At 33.8% G+C, this 18,168-nt stretch carries 9 protein-coding genes; 2 read left to right on the forward strand and 7 right to left on the reverse strand.

All coding sequences use genetic code 11. From position 1 onward, the window contains the following. Positions 1 to 936: 936 nt before the first annotated feature. The 7 genes from C1H87_RS08170 to C1H87_RS08200 all read right to left on the reverse strand — a co-directional run bounded on the left by C1H87_RS08170 (position 937) and on the right by C1H87_RS08200 (position 14,517). The gene (locus tag C1H87_RS08170; protein ID WP_102758210.1) at positions 937 to 2,481 is read right to left on the reverse strand and encodes a RagB/SusD family nutrient uptake outer membrane protein; all 1,545 of its coding nucleotides are present in this window, start codon (positions 2,479 to 2,481) and stop codon (positions 937 to 939) included. Positions 2,482 to 2,506: 25 nt separating this feature from the next. Beyond that, positions 2,507 to 5,593, reverse strand: a complete 3,087-nt coding sequence (locus C1H87_RS08175) for a SusC/RagA family TonB-linked outer membrane protein (RefSeq protein ID WP_102755340.1) — start codon at positions 5,591 to 5,593, stop codon at positions 2,507 to 2,509. Between the two features lie 381 nt (positions 5,594 to 5,974). Further along, positions 5,975 to 6,322 (reverse strand): cupin domain-containing protein, encoded by a 348-nt coding sequence (locus C1H87_RS08180; protein ID WP_102755341.1) that lies wholly within the window; start codon positions 6,320 to 6,322, stop codon positions 5,975 to 5,977. Positions 6,323 to 6,328: 6 nt separating this feature from the next. Next, the gene (locus C1H87_RS08185) at positions 6,329 to 8,617 is read right to left on the reverse strand and encodes an alginate lyase family protein (protein ID WP_102755342.1); all 2,289 of its coding nucleotides are present in this window, start codon (positions 8,615 to 8,617) and stop codon (positions 6,329 to 6,331) included. Positions 8,618 to 8,912: 295 nt separating this feature from the next. After that, the gene (locus tag C1H87_RS08190) at positions 8,913 to 11,156 is read right to left on the reverse strand and encodes a heparinase II/III family protein (protein WP_102755343.1); all 2,244 of its coding nucleotides are present in this window, start codon (positions 11,154 to 11,156) and stop codon (positions 8,913 to 8,915) included. 11 nt (positions 11,157 to 11,167) lie between these two features. After that, complete coding sequence (locus C1H87_RS08195; protein ID WP_233783398.1) at positions 11,168 to 13,513, reverse strand: chondroitinase-B domain-containing protein; 2,346 nt, start codon at positions 13,511 to 13,513, stop codon at positions 11,168 to 11,170. Positions 13,514 to 13,572: 59 nt separating this feature from the next. Continuing rightward, entirely contained in the window at positions 13,573 to 14,517 is a 945-nt protein-coding gene (locus C1H87_RS08200) for a sugar phosphate isomerase/epimerase family protein (protein WP_102755344.1), read from the reverse strand. 427 nt (positions 14,518 to 14,944) lie between these two features. Between C1H87_RS08200 and C1H87_RS08205 the strand changes: the two genes are divergently transcribed. Continuing rightward, entirely contained in the window at positions 14,945 to 16,726 is a 1,782-nt protein-coding gene (locus tag C1H87_RS08205; protein ID WP_158655159.1) for a T9SS type A sorting domain-containing protein, read from the forward strand. Positions 16,727 to 17,528: 802 nt separating this feature from the next. Beyond that, positions 17,529 to 18,110: a T9SS type A sorting domain-containing protein gene (locus C1H87_RS08210; protein WP_102755346.1), complete on the forward strand. Its 582-nt coding sequence runs from the start codon at positions 17,529 to 17,531 to the stop codon at positions 18,108 to 18,110. Positions 18,111 to 18,168 lie beyond the last annotated feature (58 nt).

Genomic DNA, 18,168 nt, shown 5'->3' on the forward strand with positions numbered 1-18,168 from the left:
TGAAAATTAACATAGTAGTAACCTTTAATTGAAAGATTTAAACTACAATCGAAGAGGTTTGGAAAACTTGTCTGCCGACAGCTACGGTGTACCTGCATCTTTTTAATCAAGCTACGAATTACACAGATTTACACGAATAAAACCTCAATATGATGGATAGCTCTCTATATTATTCATAATCACAAATCAGACTTTCAGTCTGTTTTTACAATCTAAACCCGATTTAACTCTATTATATTTCCATACTTCAATTTACAAATAAGTAAATGCAGATTACTTATTTGTAAATAATTTGTATTTAGAACCATTTGTGATAATTCGTGAAATTAGTGTCTGTCTTTGTAAAATTATTATTTAATATGCAGTCATATTTATGAGTAAACAATAGCTACCGACAGACAGGCAAAAAAGTTGAACTAAGTTGAGTACTCCGTCTACGCCAAAAAAACTAAAGTAGAAACCTAATTACACTTGTAGATTATCGTGATCTTTCGACTGTGCTGCCATTAACGTATTTTGTTAAAAGCTTAATTTAGAGTAGTTTGTCATTCAGAAGCCTCCCTGTCTGCCGACAGGCAGGCTTCTGAATGACACCCGATGACGTCATTTTATAAACACCTCTTAAATTGATGATTGACCTGTGTCTGGTCGAGCGCAGTCGAGACCTCCTTAAGACCTCTCGACTTCAGTTTATGCTGAGCACAGCCGAAGTACTAGAGGAGACATGACGTCAATATTTTACACTGGATAAAATTTTTATTGGATGTCTCAAACTGACATCCATGCTTTAACTTAATGACATTGCTCGAGCTCAAACAGAATTATCATCAATACCTTGATTTTTGAAATGGGTACATATTTTTTATCCCTGAATTTACATGTTAGATGTGTAAACCCAGGGATAAATAGTAAAAACTAAACTTAAATATTGTTTATTTAGTAACCATCATTTTGAGGTAACAAGTTAGGGTTTCTCTCTAACTCATCTTCTGGTAATGGTAATAAATAATCGTCTGGAGTAAAATTGGGTTTTTCCCCTTCTAAACCAGAAGCACTAAATACATTATAAGGAGCACCTCCCATTTTCCTTCTAGCTATGTCATACCACCTTTTACATTCAAAAGCTAGCTCTAATCTGCGCTCTTCCAATACATCTTCAACTGTAACGGTTCCTGCAAGGTCTGCTGGTACAGCACTAGGAGCTACCGTTACTGGAACATCCGCTCCGGTCTTAGTTGTACCACCCATTCTTGCTCTAGCTCTTACCTGATTGATATAGTTTAGAGCAGATGCATTATCTCCAAGCTCTACAGCTGCTTCTGCTGCAATTAACAATACCTCAGCATAACGTATCATAGAATAATTATGACTTGTTGCCCTAGCATTCCCGCGAGCAAATGCCCCTGGATAACGCGTATATTTTGCAATGTATGGGTTGTTTTTGGCATGCTCATGTCCACTTACAGTAAAGTTAGTATAATCTACAACCGCACCTTTAATTGATGCTTCATCATCCATACTAACGGCTCTTCTGTAATCTCCTGCATCCCATGTAGTATACACTGCAAGCGTAGGAACTGCTACAGACCATCCACCACCACTATTTCTATCATCTCCTCTAATACCTGTCATTGGAGCTATTTGATCATAAGCATTATTATCGGCCTCAACATTATTATAATCTAATGCGAATATGGGTTCTTTAGAGCTGTCTATGACTTCTGCATTAAATAAGTTTTGGAAATTCGAATCTAATTCATACTGGTAAGTCCCTGCATTGTCGATCACCTCTTTAGCTTCATCAAAAGCTTTTTGCCATTCTCCTTGAGTTAAATATACCAAAGCTAAATAAGAACTAGCAGCTCCCTTGGAAGGTATAGCTCTTGATGCTGTGGTGTTTGGTAACCACGTTTTCGCATATTGTAAGTCTGAAATAATATTATTATAGACTTCTGCTGCTGATGTTTTACTAATAGAAGCTATTGCATCTGCATCAGTTATTGGTGCATCAATATAAGGAATATCTCCAAACAGTCTTACTAAATGAAAATAGTAAAATGCTCTTGCAAAATAAGCTTGGGCAGTTATAGGGTTTTTAACATTTTCATCTGTATCTACATCCTCTGCTCCAGCTATAGCTTGATTAGCTGCAGCAATTCCTTGATACGTTTTTGGCCAAAACTCACTAATCATTCCATTACTAGCTAAAGTAGTTAATTCGTCATGCTCTACCCGTCTTGTTTGGCTAGATGCAAGATCCACCATATCAGAACGTAACATTAATGCTATTGATAGTTTTCTACCCCAAAATTTTTCATTGATACCAGCAGTAAAAGCACCATTTACAGCTGTTTGTATATCATCAGTAGTTTGAAAAAACCCTTCTGGGGCCAGTAAACCTACAGGCTCTTCTTCTAAATCTGAACATCCAACTATTGATAAACTTACCAACAATAGGAATAAATATTTATATATTTTCATACTTATATTTTTTAAATAATTGTGATTAGAATTTAACATTAACACTAAAATTTACAGTTTGCACCGTCGGATAATTTCCAAAATCAAACCCTTGAGCAGTATTAGATGCTGTGTTGTTATTAGATCCAGCAGAATTAGCAGTAGTACTCTTGCGACCCGCAGATCCAAAGAAGCTTACTTCAGGATCTAAACCAGAATAATCGGTAAAAGTCAATAGATTTTGTGCACTCAAGGAAAGCCTTATTCTTTCTATTCCTAGACCGTTAATTAGCTCTGCAGGTAGATTATAACCTAACGCTAGGTTTTTTAATCTAATATAGCTACCATCTTCTACAAAACGAGAAGAAATTTCTCTACTACTATTATTTCCAACACGAGGCATGTTTGTGTTGGTATTTGTAGGTGTCCAAGCGCCATTATAATATTCTTTGGTCGTATTTGCATCTCCATTAAACAACTGTACATTGGTCATATTAAAAATCTCTCCACCCTGAGACCCTTGGAAAAAGATATTTAAATCCCAGTTTTTGTATGTAAAGTTATTGCTTATACCAAAAGTGTAATCTGGATTAGGGTTACCTATAGTTGTTCTATCGGCTTCAGTAATATCACCACTATCGTCAACATCTCTAAACAATGGATCTCCTGCTACACCATTAGCTAAAGTTGCGGTGCCTTCTGGTAAACTGCCTCCTTGATATACCCCTTGATAATCGTACCCCCAAAATAGTCCAACTTGTTCTCCTTCTCTTAAAACTAGAGATCTATCATGACTAAAATAACTTGGAGCTGCATTAAAAAATAAATCGGCTCCGTTTACTAAGCTCACTACTTCATTTTTATTTATAGACAAATTAAAATCTGTAGTCCAGCTAAGATTGTCGTTCGTTATATTTCTTGTATTTAAATTAACTTCAAACCCTTTATTATTTATCTCCCCTACGTTTGTTAGAATTTCATCATCTAAGTAACCTGAATATTCAGGTAAAGCATTGTTAATTAAAATTAAATCTTTAGTATCTATATTATAATAATCTAACGAAAGCGAAATTCTATTCTTCAGTAAGCCTAAATCTATACCAAAGTTAGTTTGGTAAGATGATTCCCATTTTAAATTTGGATTAGCAGGTCTATCTGGCGTGATAGCACTTACAGTCTGTCCATTACTAGAAGCATAAAGACTTCTATTAACTGCTAAAGAGCCGTAAGCAGGAATTGAAGGGTTACCTGTTACACCATAACTTACTCTTAACTTTAAGTTAGAAATAGTTTCACTATCTTCTAAAAAGCTTTCGTTCGATACTTTCCATCCTAAAGCCGCCGAAGGGAAAATGGCATATTTTTCATTAGCTGCAAAATTAGATGCTCCATCACGTCTTACTGTAGCTGTTAGTAAGTATTTATCATCGTAATCATAATTTAATCTTCCGAATTGTGATTGAATTTCTACTTTTTGTATGGAAGAAGATGGCTGTAAAATAGTTGTAGCAGATCCTAAATCATAGAAAGAAAAATTATCTGAAATAAAACCAGTAGCTTCATTAAAAATATTTTCTGAAATCTTTTTTTGATAAGAATATCCCGCCAATAACGTTAAATTTCCTTTTCCTACTTCTTTTTTATAAGTCAAGTAACTTTCACTTAGCAGCGTTGAACTTGTATTATTTTGAACTATAGCTCTACCACCTACAGGACCTGCTGTAACCTTTAATCTTGAAGGCATATAAATCCCTCTTCTTTCATTTTCAGTGCTTAATCCGAAGGTTGTTTTAAAGGTTAGGTTTTCAAGAATGTCGTAGTTTGCATAAAAATTTGCTCTAAAATTATCTATCTTAGTTTCATCCGTTCTTTCTGTAGCAACTGCAAACGGATTATCTATAGGATCTCCTACACCACCATTTCCTGCATTATAGCTAAGGTCTGCATCATATATAGGTAAATCTGGCGAATATCTCATTGCTAAAGTAACGGCATCATCTCCACCTGCAGAAACTGAACCATCAGATTTTGTAGCAGCTCCATCTTTAACACCTCTGCTTCCAAAAAGATTAAGTCCTAATTTTAATTTATCTGATGCTTCTGCATTTATGTTTGTTAAGAAAGTGCCTCTTTCAAAACCAGAATTAATTAAAATACCTTCTTGTTTAAAATAGTTACCAGAAGCATAAAAGTTTAATTTATCTGAACCTCCTGAAAAAGAAAGTTGGTGATTTTGGGTATTACCACTTCTATAAATTAAGTCTTGCCAATCTGTATTTGCTGGTCCTTGAACATAAGGTACTGGTGTACCTCCATTTGTTATGGCAACATTGGTTCTTACTTGGTTTTGGTAATCTGCAAATTCATTTGCATTTAATAAATCTATTTCATTTGATGTATTTTGAACAGCATAGGTACTATTAAGCTCAATAGACACTTTACCGTTTTTACCTTTTTTGGTAGTAACCATAATAACTCCATTAGAACCTTGCGAACCATATATAGCAGTTGATGATGCATCTTTTAAAACCTCTATAGACTCAATGTCGTTAGGCTGTGGCATTACTGCTCCCACAAAACCATCAACAACAATAAGTGGATTGCTATTTGCATTAATAGATGTATTTCCTCTAATTTTTATGTTGATAGGAGCTCCTGGCTCACCACCATTGTTAGATTGAATAACTACACCAGCTGCTCGTCCTTGTAATGCTTGAGCGGCATCCAGAACAGGGAAAGCATTTAATTCTTCAGATTTCACCGAAGACACTGCTCCTGTAAGATCGCTCTTTTTTCTAGCACCATATCCTACTACAACCACCTCTTCCAATTGCGCCAAATCTTCTTCAAGTGAAACATCTAAAGTAGTTTGAGCACCAACAGTAACGGTTTGACTTACATAACCAACATAAGAGAACTGTATCTTTTCTCCTTCGTTAGCTCTTATTTGATATTTCCCATCAAAATCTGTTGTCGTTCCTCTTGAAGTATTTAATAGCATGACATTTACACCTGGGATAGGGACGTTATCTTTGGTAGAAACAACAGTTCCACTAATCACCCTATCTTGTGCAATAACCGTAATACTAAAAAGTAATATTACAATTAGCGTTAGTTTGTTTTTTAAATTCATAATTAGTTTTTTATGTTTAATAGTAAAGTTTAATTAGCAATTTATGCTCAATAAATAATAGGTAAGATCCTATTATTAATATTAACTCTACAAAAACATCATCTTCTTTCAATTTTTTGTAATTTTGAAGATCACATGTTTTTATAAAGTATTAACAAGTGTTACTTTACTTCCCTCCTAAAAGAAGTAAATAGTTATGAAAAGGATAGGCGTGCACCTGTCCTTTTTTTTATTGTTTCATCATATTGGTTTTGAGTTTTTTGAATAGTTAGACATTAGCTTAGTTGATTTTATTGGAAAACCAAATTGGTTTACCAGATTGGTTTTCCAAATATATGCTAATTTTTTGTTAAAACCAAGGAAATCAAAATTTTAACATTGCTATTCCATGAAGTCTTCTCGTATAGGGCTGAAAACATCAATTAAAATACCTGCTTTAGTACACACAGCGCCATGAAGCACATTAGGTGGGATATATACTGAATCACCTCCTACTACAGTTTTTGTTACGTCGCCAATAGAAAATTCAAACGCCCCACTTTCCACATAGGTTACTTGAGAATGATAATGCTCATGTTTATACCCTATGCCGCCTTCATCAAATGCAACTTTTACCAGCATGATTTTATCGTCATACCCCATTATTTTTCTTTTTACGCCTTCTCCAACGGCTTCCCATTCTATGTCCTTGTCTTCTATAAACTCTTTACTTGCTCCGAATGTTTTCATTATTTTCTAGTTTAATAATTTTAAACAATAAGGCCCTGACCAAACAACGTCCTTATTATTTATAGTTAATTTATGGTTTTCTGTTTTTATATTATTTGTATTTGATACTACAAAAAGGCTCTTTTTTCCTTTTTCCGTTTCAATTTGTATGGCTGTGTAATTGGCATCATCGTACACAACTTCTATATTTTTAATTTGACTGTAGGCATTTATGGCAAATTCTGAAACTGGACTGTAATTGCCATGAGATTCTATAATAGAAACAAAAACAACATCTTTAGCGTTCTTTTTTCTAATAATAAATGTTGGCTCTCTTCTTAAATTGTATTCTGGGTCGTTTGCACCAATTCTTGCTAGGATTAATTCGTCACCATTTGACGTAACGGATGTAATAGAATAAAACTTATTATTCAACAACCAATTAAACTTAGCGTTTCCTTCTTTTGCGACTCCTAAGGCCTCTTTATACAAATGCTGATATCCATTATTCGCGCCCAATGGCACAGGTTCTTTTAAAGCCTGATATTCAAAATTGGTTTGCATTAATTGCCCCAAATAATAAAATGGAACATCGTATTGATTGGCAGTTTTGGACGTCACCTTCATAACATCCAAAATATATGGATTGTCATAATCCTGATCGTGAATTAAAGCCATTGTTCTGTGTAACCCAGTACCCGGATAAGCATTTAACTCTTTGGCACTTGCAACTTGAACGGTATCATTATCTGAGCTAAAAATATACTTCTCGGAATGGTGCTTGCTCCCAATTTCGTATTTACCTTTAAAATGGGAAGTTTCATTTTGGGTTACGGTATTATGCGCAATAGTTTGCTTAGCCCAGGTTTTGTTTTCCTTTAAATAATTTCCGCCTCCTTTTTGCTCTATATTAACAAAACGGGCTAGTCCATAATCTTGAATAACTTCATAACCATCTTCATACAACGAAAAGGACAGCTTATCGTAATGCCCGTGGCTTAAACCCTGCGCGGCGTATTTAAAAACCAATTCCAGATCACCTTGTCGCAATATCCCCACAGCACCTTGGTCGCCATTTGGTCCATCTCTAAACTCAATTGATTTCTTTGCGAATGGCATCGCTTTTCCTTCCTTTATCCCCATAGCTACAGACAAACCTGCATCATCCAACAGCACACGATCTTGCTTTTGGGCGATACTCAACAGTTCCGGATTATTACCTCCAAAATGATAAGCTATATCTACTGCTGTTACCAACTCCCTAGAATAATAAGACATGCCTTTTTGACCATCATTTAATGGGAAAAACTCCCCATCTTTATCAGATAAGTTTATCAAGGCATCTACCGCCTTAAGCAAAACACCTTCTTTATACTCAAAAATCTTTAATTCGGGCTTTACATTGTTAAGCGCTTCTGCAAATATTAAAAAGGGATACATAGCGTAACGTTGATAATACGGCCCTTCGGTATAGTAGCCATCTGGCGAAAAAGGTTCTTCTACATTTGCCAGAAAACCAACTTTTTGTCCTTCTACTTTTATAAAGCCGCCATCATTATCTTTCATCCCTTCGGTTAAATTATCCGTTTTCAATCCATATAATGCTTTCTGTAATAATTCGTCATTATCCATAACCAATGCAATCATACCAACGGCAACATTTCCCCAAGTACTATGATTATGCACCCGATTAAAGAATTGCGGATTGCCTTCTGATATAAAATTGGCAAATGGTATAAACAAATCATTTTCTAAAGTAGCTCTCTCTTCTTCTTTAAGCCAATTGTAAATACAATCGTAAGCCTGACTTGTGTACACCAACCAGTTAGAATCGTTTAAGCATTGCCAAAAGAGCTTACCTCTAGCATAAGAACGTGTTTGAGGATGCACTGGCAATGTTGGGTATAATTTGGCGTAAGCCATGAGCATATCCCGTACATAAACAGCATATTTTTCGTCTTCTAAAATCTGAAACAATACACCTGCTTTCTGTAATACCAAAAAGTTCTTTTTATGTTTTTCGTGTGTGTAGCCGCCAGATAAATCTTTTGGTATGGGAACATCGATCCCAGTTGTTATCTCGGCATCTATTTCTGCCTTTACGGCTGCTAATGATTTATCGAAAATTGGAAGCTTCCCTAATTGTAATCGAATAGCCTTTACACCTTTTTTGGTAAGTATTAAACTTGGGTGCTCTTGTCCATTTTGTAACGCCTCCTCTGCTTGAACATTATTAGCCTGTTCTTTACATGAACTTACCAAAACCACTAATGCAATTATTAAAACTCTAAATATATTTTTTTTCAACTCTCTTATTTTTTAGTAATGACTTCCAAATCTAAATGAACGATATTCTTATTATTTAGGGTGACTTTTCAAATCGTATATGTAAAGCTTGATTGTTTTTATTCTTAAAGGATATAAGAACCGTAAAAAAGAAAGAAAATCCTAACAAAATATCGTATTTCATTTGGTATCAATTAAATTGGTTTACCAGTTTGGTTTACCAAATATAAATTTAATTCATCACTAAACAAAAATTCTGAAGACTTTTAACACTAAAAATATGTTATTTAACCTATAAAGGCTTAATAGTTATTTTAAATTTCCATTAATCTTTTATTATAAAATCTACCTGATTTCCCGGTAGGAGCTTTATGCTCCCTGCTTTGGTAACACCTTTTATAGAAATTAGCAATTCTTTTTCGCTTAAAGACTGAACGACCAATTTATTGCTATTCTGTTTTATAAATACATCTGATAATTCGGAAAACTCCATTTGCACCTTATTTAAGCGCAATTGTTTTGCTGAAAAAAATAGAGACATTTCTTCTTTTGTTAAAGAAATAACCTGTTCTCCTTCTGCCTTCCATTTAGATTGGTTTAGCTTCCAGTTCTTAAAGTTTGGTGTTGTTTGTGTTTCGTTAATTCTATTGGCATAGCCTTTATACGGAAAAAGAACCGTGATGAAACTGTAATTGGTTCGGTCTTTTTTTGATACTACAGACCACCCCTTCCCGCGTTGTCCGGAGTTAAAAACAGTATCGGCTTCTACTAATTGGTAAATATCCAATCCTTCTGCTTTTTCGAATGTTGCCCTTATTAAATCTGGAGATGCTTCTAGACTGTAATGCCCCTGCCAAATCTGTTTATAGGTATGCGGCTTGTTTGATTTGAAGTTGTCCTTCACTATCCAAAAATCATCTTTTATGTATATAGCTTGCCTATTATATTGCACACCCACATTTTCAAAGCCATTGTGACTACCAACAAACAGATCCAAATTTTTATTCGTTTTCCAGGCTATTGTTTTTGGTTGTGGCAATACCTTAAATTTCCCAAAGCCACTACCTCCTTTATTAGACGTGTATTGTTTTCCTTGTAGCTCATCATCGACCAATGCTACATTTTTCACCATAGAGTTTTTAAATAGCTCCAGATCTTTTAACGAATACCGCACTTGGTAATTAGGAAGTATAACCCGACCATTAGCCATAGCCTGAACACCAAGCATGTCACCATGTTGGTGATCAGGTTTATGTGCATCTAATCCAGCAGAAATTACCATCATATTATCTTTAGCTCCCCAACCTTGCCGCATAACATAATAACCTGTGGTTGGAAATTCTAAAGACCCATAATCTGGTTGTTGTTTTTTAATCGCTTTTAACGATTTTAATTGTGCATCACTTAAATACCAATACATTTTTGCTTCAACACGATCTTCAGCAAAATAGCCCATGGTGGGGTCTTTAAAGAGCAAATAACCTAATGTTAAAGCACCAGAGATGTCATTTTTATCTGCCCAGGGATTGTCTGTATCATCAGAAAAAACCGGAGCCGATTTATCGGGGTACGCAATCTTTGTTAATGTTGTAAATAAGGATCTTAGCCTATTTTCCCAAACGGTATTGACTTCTAATTTGCTTGTTTTTGCTAATTGGTACACATAAAAATAGTTACCTATGTCGCTTATATGATAATGTACGGTACGTTCAAATTGAAATCCATCATCGTTAATTTCTTTTACCAAATGTTCTTCTAGCAAATGCATGGCATGTTTGTACCACTGCTCGGTGCCTTTAAAATCTCTTAACAATATAGAAAGCATGGCTAAAGCCGACAATCCTCTTGTTTGATGGTTGCCTGCACGAAATTTTTGGTTACGCTCATATAAATGTGCACCGTGTTGTAGCAAGGTGGCTATAGTCATCAACTGGTCTTTGTTCGAATAGGCTGCTTCACCTAAAAACATATTGTGAATCTGTAACCAATTTAAAATACGATATCCGGAACGGAACGCCTCGTAGACGCCATTACCGTCTTCTATTTTTTCATATTTGTTTTGGCTTAAAGCTGTATTTAGAGATTTTAACTGGTCTTTAAAATAGTTTAAATGCTTGGCGTTTTTGTTCTGGTAATTATAATAAAACGCAATATCGACCATTTTGTGCTGCCTTGCCAAATGTCTTAACGCATAGGCATTAACTGGCGTACCGTTTAAATAATTAAATGGCAGCTTCCATGTGGTTTCTCCTGAAAATTTAGACAAATGATCTAACGCTCTTTCTGTATGCGAATTTTCAATGCCTTTATAGATTGAGGTATAGTTTTTAAAACGTTCATCAAAATGCTTCCAATCGTAGAAGTAACGTTTTGAAAAAGCGTCTCTTAAATAATGTGCTAAATCTGCTTCTGAAACAGAAGCGTCATCACTTATTATCTCTTTAACCTCGTCTTTTAAAAAGTTGCCAAGATTACCGGTTGAAATAATTTCTTTTGAAGGAATGTCTTGTGCGCATAGACATACACTCCAAAAAAAAACTAAAACCGGTAATCTTTTAATGGCTTCCATGTTTATCTATATTAATACATGAGTTTTAACTTTAAATTTTGTACTACTTCTATCTTACCAGAGTTTACTAAAGTATTGTCTACAGGTTTTTGTCCTTTTTCTCCCCATAAAACAGCTATTAACTTTACTGGATTGTTTTTAAACGTATTATTAGAGAAGTTTACATTTACAATTCCTCGATTATTTATTAAAATATGGTCTTGGTCTGTTTTACCACAATTTGTAAACGTATTATGCTGAAGCACTAAATTTCCTCCTATGGTAGACTCATCGTAACCACCACGGTAATAATTTAAAACATTGTTTCCTACATTATTAAATTCCGAATTGGTTATATAAACAAACTCTGCGTTATAATCGCCCTTATCGTTGGTTTCTTTATTTAATTGAATACCGTTTATACAATCTTTGATTATAGAATTAGAAACCGAAACAGTATCGGCAAAAGATCCTTTAGAAACTCGTAATACATTTTTAAAATTGCTTATTTCGGAATTCTCTATCCATAAATTATAAGCCTTGGTCATATTTTTATCTAACGTTGCAAAAGCATCCTGGCTTTTATTACCGTTTAGAATAACATCTTCTATAACCAAATTAGCACTTGGATTCATTTCGAATGCCGGACTACTTGACGAAAACTCTAATGTCGCCTTATTCGTTTTATCTTGAGATGTAATTGTAATTCTTTTATCGATCACCATCGAGGAAGCTATGGCATAAGTTCCAGATTGCAATGCTAAAATATCTCCCGAGTTTGCACTTTTAAGCGCTTCTGTTAATGCCTTAACGCCTGCTACTTTAATTGTTTTAGCTTCGTATTTTGGTTTTTCGGCAGAAAACCAATCTGTTCCGTACAAGCTTTTATCTATTAATAAAGGGTTCTTTTTTAGTGGTAATGTAATTGCTCCTATACTGTTATTAGATGCTCTTTTATTTCCAAAAAGGTCTGTTGTAATCGTTTCAAAATCAAAACCGGCAAATACATCTTCATGATTTTTAGCCGGCACATAGAGTAGATCCGACACGTTATTAACTTCAAATGTTTTAGTCATTAACCCATCTGGTTTCACATCGCCATTATTCTCACTGTTAGTCATGTTATTTTTAAATAAAACGCCATCAACCCTATCGTAGTTCTTAATTGGATATGCATCGCCTTCGCTGCTAAATATTAAATTATTGGCAACTGTTGTTCGTATGGGTTGTGCAGAACGTATTTCGGAAGCTGGTAGCACATCCTTTTGACTAACGTTAGACCCTACACCAAAATGAAAAGGTGTTTTACAATCTATATAGGTATTATGCGCTATCACAGCATCTGTTACCTGGTTGTATCTGTTTTGTGGCGATTTTGGTATACCATTCATTACCGCCAAAGGCGCTCTAAATATGGAACCTTTTAACTTATAGAAATAGTTATTTGTAATCCAATGTCCGGTATTAATAACGCGTATTCCTCCTATAAACTCCGAATTGTCGTTACCTATAAATACGTTTCCATCTATGGTTGCATAATTTCCGTGTCTTAGCACCAAGGAACCTTCACTTTCGAAAAACACATTATTTCTAAACTCATTGTAGTTGGATTTACTTGAAATAATCTCTACTTCACCATTACAGCGTTCAAAAAAATTGTTAGCTACATGGGTGTGCGATGGCGTCATAGAAGTTCCGCTATCTCCAATTTGCATCGTCTCTCCATGCGGCCCTCCTTTACGAGGCCTGGGACCAAAATGATTATTTACTATTTGATGATAATTTTTAATATGCTCGTTTCCTTTAAGCATTACCATTACGGTAGGTCCAAAATTAGATTTCCCTGCAATGTAACAGTTACTTAATTCGTTATGTCTTCCCCAAAATTCTACCCAATGATCTGTTCTATCTCGATCGGGTTGTGTAAAGTCCTCAATAACACAATGTGTTATTTTACAATGATTCGCAAAGGTTTTCTTATCAATTCTAAAATCAATAACCGTGTTTCTTGGTGTGTACCCATTTCTAAAATATAAATTGCGAACTTCAAGATAGTCGCCACCCAATCTTAAATACGACTCACCTTCTATAAAAACCTTTCCAGGAGTTTGTGCTCTTAAAACGATAGGCTTCTGCTTTGTTCCTTTTCCTTTAAATTCAATCTTCGCATCTTTCCAAATACCATCTGCCAGTACAATTTCGTCACCTGCTTTACAATTTTCAATGGCTTGATTTAATTCATCAATGTTAGATACATCAATTGTTTTTGTTTGTTCTACTGACGTATTACAAGATGTTATAAACAAACATAACATCGAAAAAGCCAATATACTTTTAAGGTTTTTGTAGGGTGTTAAAATTTTAAAAATAGTATTCATATAATAGTGTTTTTCTTTATAATTAAGTTGTCTTATTTTCAATAACGAACAGATCTAAATCAGGCTGCCTTCCATAATTTCTGTATGGAATTTAAATCTTTTTTCATGGCATCAAACACCACTTTTTTATCAACAGCGATATTGGTTTTCCCATGTTCTGCTCCTCCTAAAGGATATTCTAAATGAAGTGATACTGGCGGTTTTAACCTATATTGTTTCAATAGTTTAAAATAAGCATCAAAATTTACCATACCTTCACCTATTGGGGTATTTACAATTTTCCATTTACCATTGGTTTTAGTCCATTTAAAGTCTTTTAACACAATGGTTTTAATGTGTGGTTGCAAAAGTTTTAATCCGTTTTTCCATGAATATCCGCCTTCCACTACCGCATGGCGTATATCGTACTGCACACCAAAATAATCTGGATTAACCGCATCTAATATCTCTTTTACCTCCCAAAACGAAGACCCAACACCTGTTCCTGCATGATTTTGATAACAGCCAATTATTCCCAGCTTTTTATTTAAATCGCCCAATGCTTTTATTTCTTGCTGACACTTCTTTAAAGTATCAAGCATTGAGGCTTCCTTTGTAAACTTATACCAATTCGCTCTATAATACTTCACCGCCAACTTTGATGCAGCTTCCAATACATCTACATCCAATCGATTATTAACGCTCTTAATATTGGTAGTAATCATATGGCAGCTAGATCCGCCTTCTGTAATTTCTGCAATAGCCTTAGGTAAATCTTTACCAACACGTTCTGGCAACACATGCCCTTTTGGTCTTACTGTTAAATCGACACCAGAAAACCCCATAGTCGCTGCCATTTCTCCGGTCTCTCTATAATCCAAAAATTGTAAATGCTTAGAAAATATACTTACATCAAGTTTTTCATCCATATCCACCAGATCCAAGGGAAGGCGAAAACCTAAAAAAGGAATGACGCCAGCAGCAATAGCCGCTTGCCTTATAAAGTCTCTTCTGGTTTTATTCATGAATAACTCAAATTGGTTTACCAGTTTGGTTTACCAAATATATACATATTTTGATATCAATCAAATAATTTTAACACAAAACATAAATTTTGGAATCAAAAATGTTAAATACTAGGAACTACTTGGTTCATATTGCCTTTTTATACTTGTTTAAATAGCTCGTATCTATCACTAGATATAAACTCAAAACACTCTTTCTGGTATTTCTGCACCAATGTTCAACTTAAAAAGATAAGATAAAGAGAGGGAATTTTTAAATAAAAACGTTCCATTATTGCAGTTTATTTAAAATTGACCAATACTAGTAATGTAATCTGTATCTAAACCCCATAGCCTAGTATTGGGGTAATAACACTTAGTTCATTAATAAATGAGCATTTTGTTTTGTCTAAAATTAATTATTGTACAATTAAACCCTAATAACAAAATGAAAAAAAATAGCTTACTCCTTTTTACCGTATTAATAGTGAACCATTCATTATTAATAGCACAAAAAATAAGTGTTCAAAATACCCATACCGTTAACTTTGATGCTACAACAGTCGTAACTGAAACCTATTTTCGATCGGATTTTGTATTGGATCATGATGGCAATAAAATAATAGTTGGTGGTTTTGATGGCGAAAATGTTGCGTTTGATGTATCAAACCAGATTTCATCCGACAATAATAAAAACATTTTCATTGCAAAATATGATCGTAACAACACCATTTTATGGATAAAGAATATTGGAGGTAAAGAAATCGAACAGGATTTTGGATCTCCAAATACTATAGCTAACGACGTAATTACTTCCGTAAAAATTGATACCAATAACAATATTTATGTCTTAGGTACGGCTAATTTGAATTCTAAGGACATTGTAGACTTTGACCCAGAACATACAAACACTAATTCTATTCTGAATACGGGATTTGATCTTCAAGAGGAAATTATTTTTGCCAAATATGCCCCAGACGGCACCTTATTATGGCTAAAAATAATTGGAGATAGTGATACAGATAATTCATTAAAAATGGTTTTAGATAAGAATAATGATATTTGGATAACGGGTACTATGATTGGCTTTACAACCAATAATATAGATTTTGATAGGGAGCACATACATCCCAACGGAGAGGATATACTCCCTGGACAATTTTTCCACTTAGGATTTATTGCTCATTATAACAACAACGGGGATTTTATATCTGTAAAAGGTATTGGAAATGGTTTTTTCTCCGATATTAATATTCAAATTGGGGCAACTGGAAATATATACATAGCTGGTAGTTTTAATGGAAAAAACACCGAATTATTTTTAGAAGACACAAATCCTCTGCTTATAACTAGTGACGGATCCTACGAATGGTCACCTCAAAATGAAGACATTTTTTTAATGAAATGCAGTTCTACCGGGGCTATTCAATGGGTAAAAACCATAGGTAATCCTTTATACAGTCGTGCTTCCGGTTTTGTTATCGATGCCAATGAGAACATTTATGTTACAGGCTTCTTTAATGGCAATATGGACTTTGATATTGACCACAACCACAGTTTTGATATTAAAACCTCAACAAGCAAAGGGTCTGGCTTTGTTGCTAAATACGACACAAATGGTAAGTTAAAGTGGTTAAACACTATTTCTGGTGGTATTTCTAGCCGATCAAGAACTATTAAACTACGCGGTGGCTATTTGGTATTTAGTGGTGATTATAAAGGTTCGAACGTGCAATTTGGTGACAAGGCGTATTCTAGTGGTACTAATTCTAATGCGTTTATATCTATTTTAAAAACCAATGGCAATTGGGTAGCGACTAAAGTCTTTCCATCTACCGACTATTCATCTATAACAAATATTGCGTTAAGTTCTAATGGAGCTATTCATTTTTTAGGCTTTAATGCCGACTTATATAGTGGTTATATAGATGCTACAAAAATGTTCTTCGGAGAAAGCAACACCGTACTCTCTGCTGCAGATACTGGTAATACTTCAAATAAGATCTCTACCTACCCTAATCCAACCGAACGCTACATTAATATTAATAATACTGGGTTAGAAAAAATTGAAACGCTAGAATTATATTCAATTACCGGGCAATTAATATGGTCTAAAGCTTACAATCAGGAAAAAAGCATAGACATTCGGGATCAATCTCAGGGAATTTACATACTGAAGATTATCACCCAAAACAATCAAAGTCAAATAGTTAAATTAACAAGAAAATAATATTCTTAACACAAAACCTAAAAATTAATTAAAAGAGCATGGCCTTTGTATTTATGGTTTCATCTCGTTTAAAATAGAGTTGGGAAATCGGTTTTAAAAAAACCGATTTCAAATTATTGATTAACGGAAAAAGAATGATAAAATACCCATATGATTATGCGCCATATGATAAAATACACACCTTTAGAAACAAGTTAAAGTTCTTAAGCTCGAAACGAGAATTTTATTTAAGATAAAGAATAATCGCATATACTTTTTCAGCTTTAGCTTTAGTATCCCATATACTAAAACCAAAGTTGAATTCCCATAAAATCTCTTAAAAATAAACCCTAAATATCAATAGATTAAACTTCTAATTTACGAACACAACAAACATCTTCACCAAAAGAATTAAATAAACTACTAGGTTATAAAATTATAACAATTATTTTTTTACTTTTACAAAAACCATTATGTATAAACATATACTCAAAATATTTATTTAAGCGTATTAAAAAGACATATGTTTAATGTATAGTGATTTTACCCAAATAAAATGACTCAAATACTTTATTATGAAGAAAACCCACTTATTAACATCAACAATTTTAACTACTTATAAATTTTCATCTTATTACGAAGAAGCTTCTGCATATTAGAAATATGTAAATTCGAAATCAATACTACCAAAGCAAAAGATGTATCTATTTTATTAAAGAAATCGTTAGCTATAACGATCATTTTACAATTAAAAAATCTAAAAATTAAGATTATAAAAAGATGCTCTTAGCTTTATTTTTAATAATCATTTATACGATATTATATGAAATCAAAAATTTTACTTTTAGCGCTTTTATTAAGTTTAAGCTTATTTTCTCAAGAAAATTTAACCGCAATTATTACAGGCGATTGTTCAAATCGTTCCGGCACATATCAATTTAATGGAATTGTGAATGGAAAAAACCATTACCAACATTCCGAAAGAGCAAGCACATCACTAGGTTATAATGGTTCCCAATGGATGTTATATCAAACTGGTCAAATGAACGGTGCAAGAGCTTTTAATAATTTAAATACCTCATCCGATTTAACCCCACCAAAAACTGGCTGGACTGGTGCTTCTTGTAATGGAACTTTTATATTAGAATACTCCAGCACATTGAAAACAAATAATTTAACACATGATGACAAACAAATAATAATTAGCCCTAACCCATCCTCAGAAAACATAGAAATAAAAGGTTTAAAGAAACAGCATCAAAGAGGTGTTATCAATAATATAAATGGGAAGAAAATTAAGGAAATTAAAAATATTTATGATAAAATAAATATATCGAGTTTATCAAAAGGAATATATTTTATCATTATAGACAATACTTATAGCTTAAAATTTCTTAAAAATTGAAACATATTGTTTACGGTTTATATGAAAAATGCTTGCTTTATCTTAATCTGATATATAA

Origin of the sequence: Flavivirga eckloniae (assembly GCF_002886045.1) — a bacterium.
Lineage (GTDB): Bacteria > Bacteroidota > Bacteroidia > Flavobacteriales > Flavobacteriaceae > Flavivirga > Flavivirga eckloniae.

Coding starts and splice junctions, on each gene's coding strand:
- C1H87_RS08170 (WP_102758210.1), bottom strand. CDS start 2,481: ATGAAAATATATAAATATTTATTCCTATTGTTGGTAAGTTTATCAATA.
- C1H87_RS08175 (WP_102755340.1), bottom strand. CDS start 5,593: ATGAATTTAAAAAACAAACTAACGCTAATTGTAATATTACTTTTTAGT.
- C1H87_RS08180 (WP_102755341.1), bottom strand. CDS start 6,322: ATGAAAACATTCGGAGCAAGTAAAGAGTTTATAGAAGACAAGGACATA.
- C1H87_RS08190 (WP_102755343.1), bottom strand. CDS start 11,156: ATGGAAGCCATTAAAAGATTACCGGTTTTAGTTTTTTTTTGGAGTGTA.
- C1H87_RS08195 (WP_233783398.1), bottom strand. CDS start 13,513: ATGAATACTATTTTTAAAATTTTAACACCCTACAAAAACCTTAAAAGT.
- C1H87_RS08200 (WP_102755344.1), bottom strand. CDS start 14,517: ATGAATAAAACCAGAAGAGACTTTATAAGGCAAGCGGCTATTGCTGCT.
- C1H87_RS08205 (WP_158655159.1), top strand. CDS start 14,945: ATGAAAAAAAATAGCTTACTCCTTTTTACCGTATTAATAGTGAACCAT.
- C1H87_RS08210 (WP_102755346.1), top strand. CDS start 17,529: ATGAAATCAAAAATTTTACTTTTAGCGCTTTTATTAAGTTTAAGCTTA.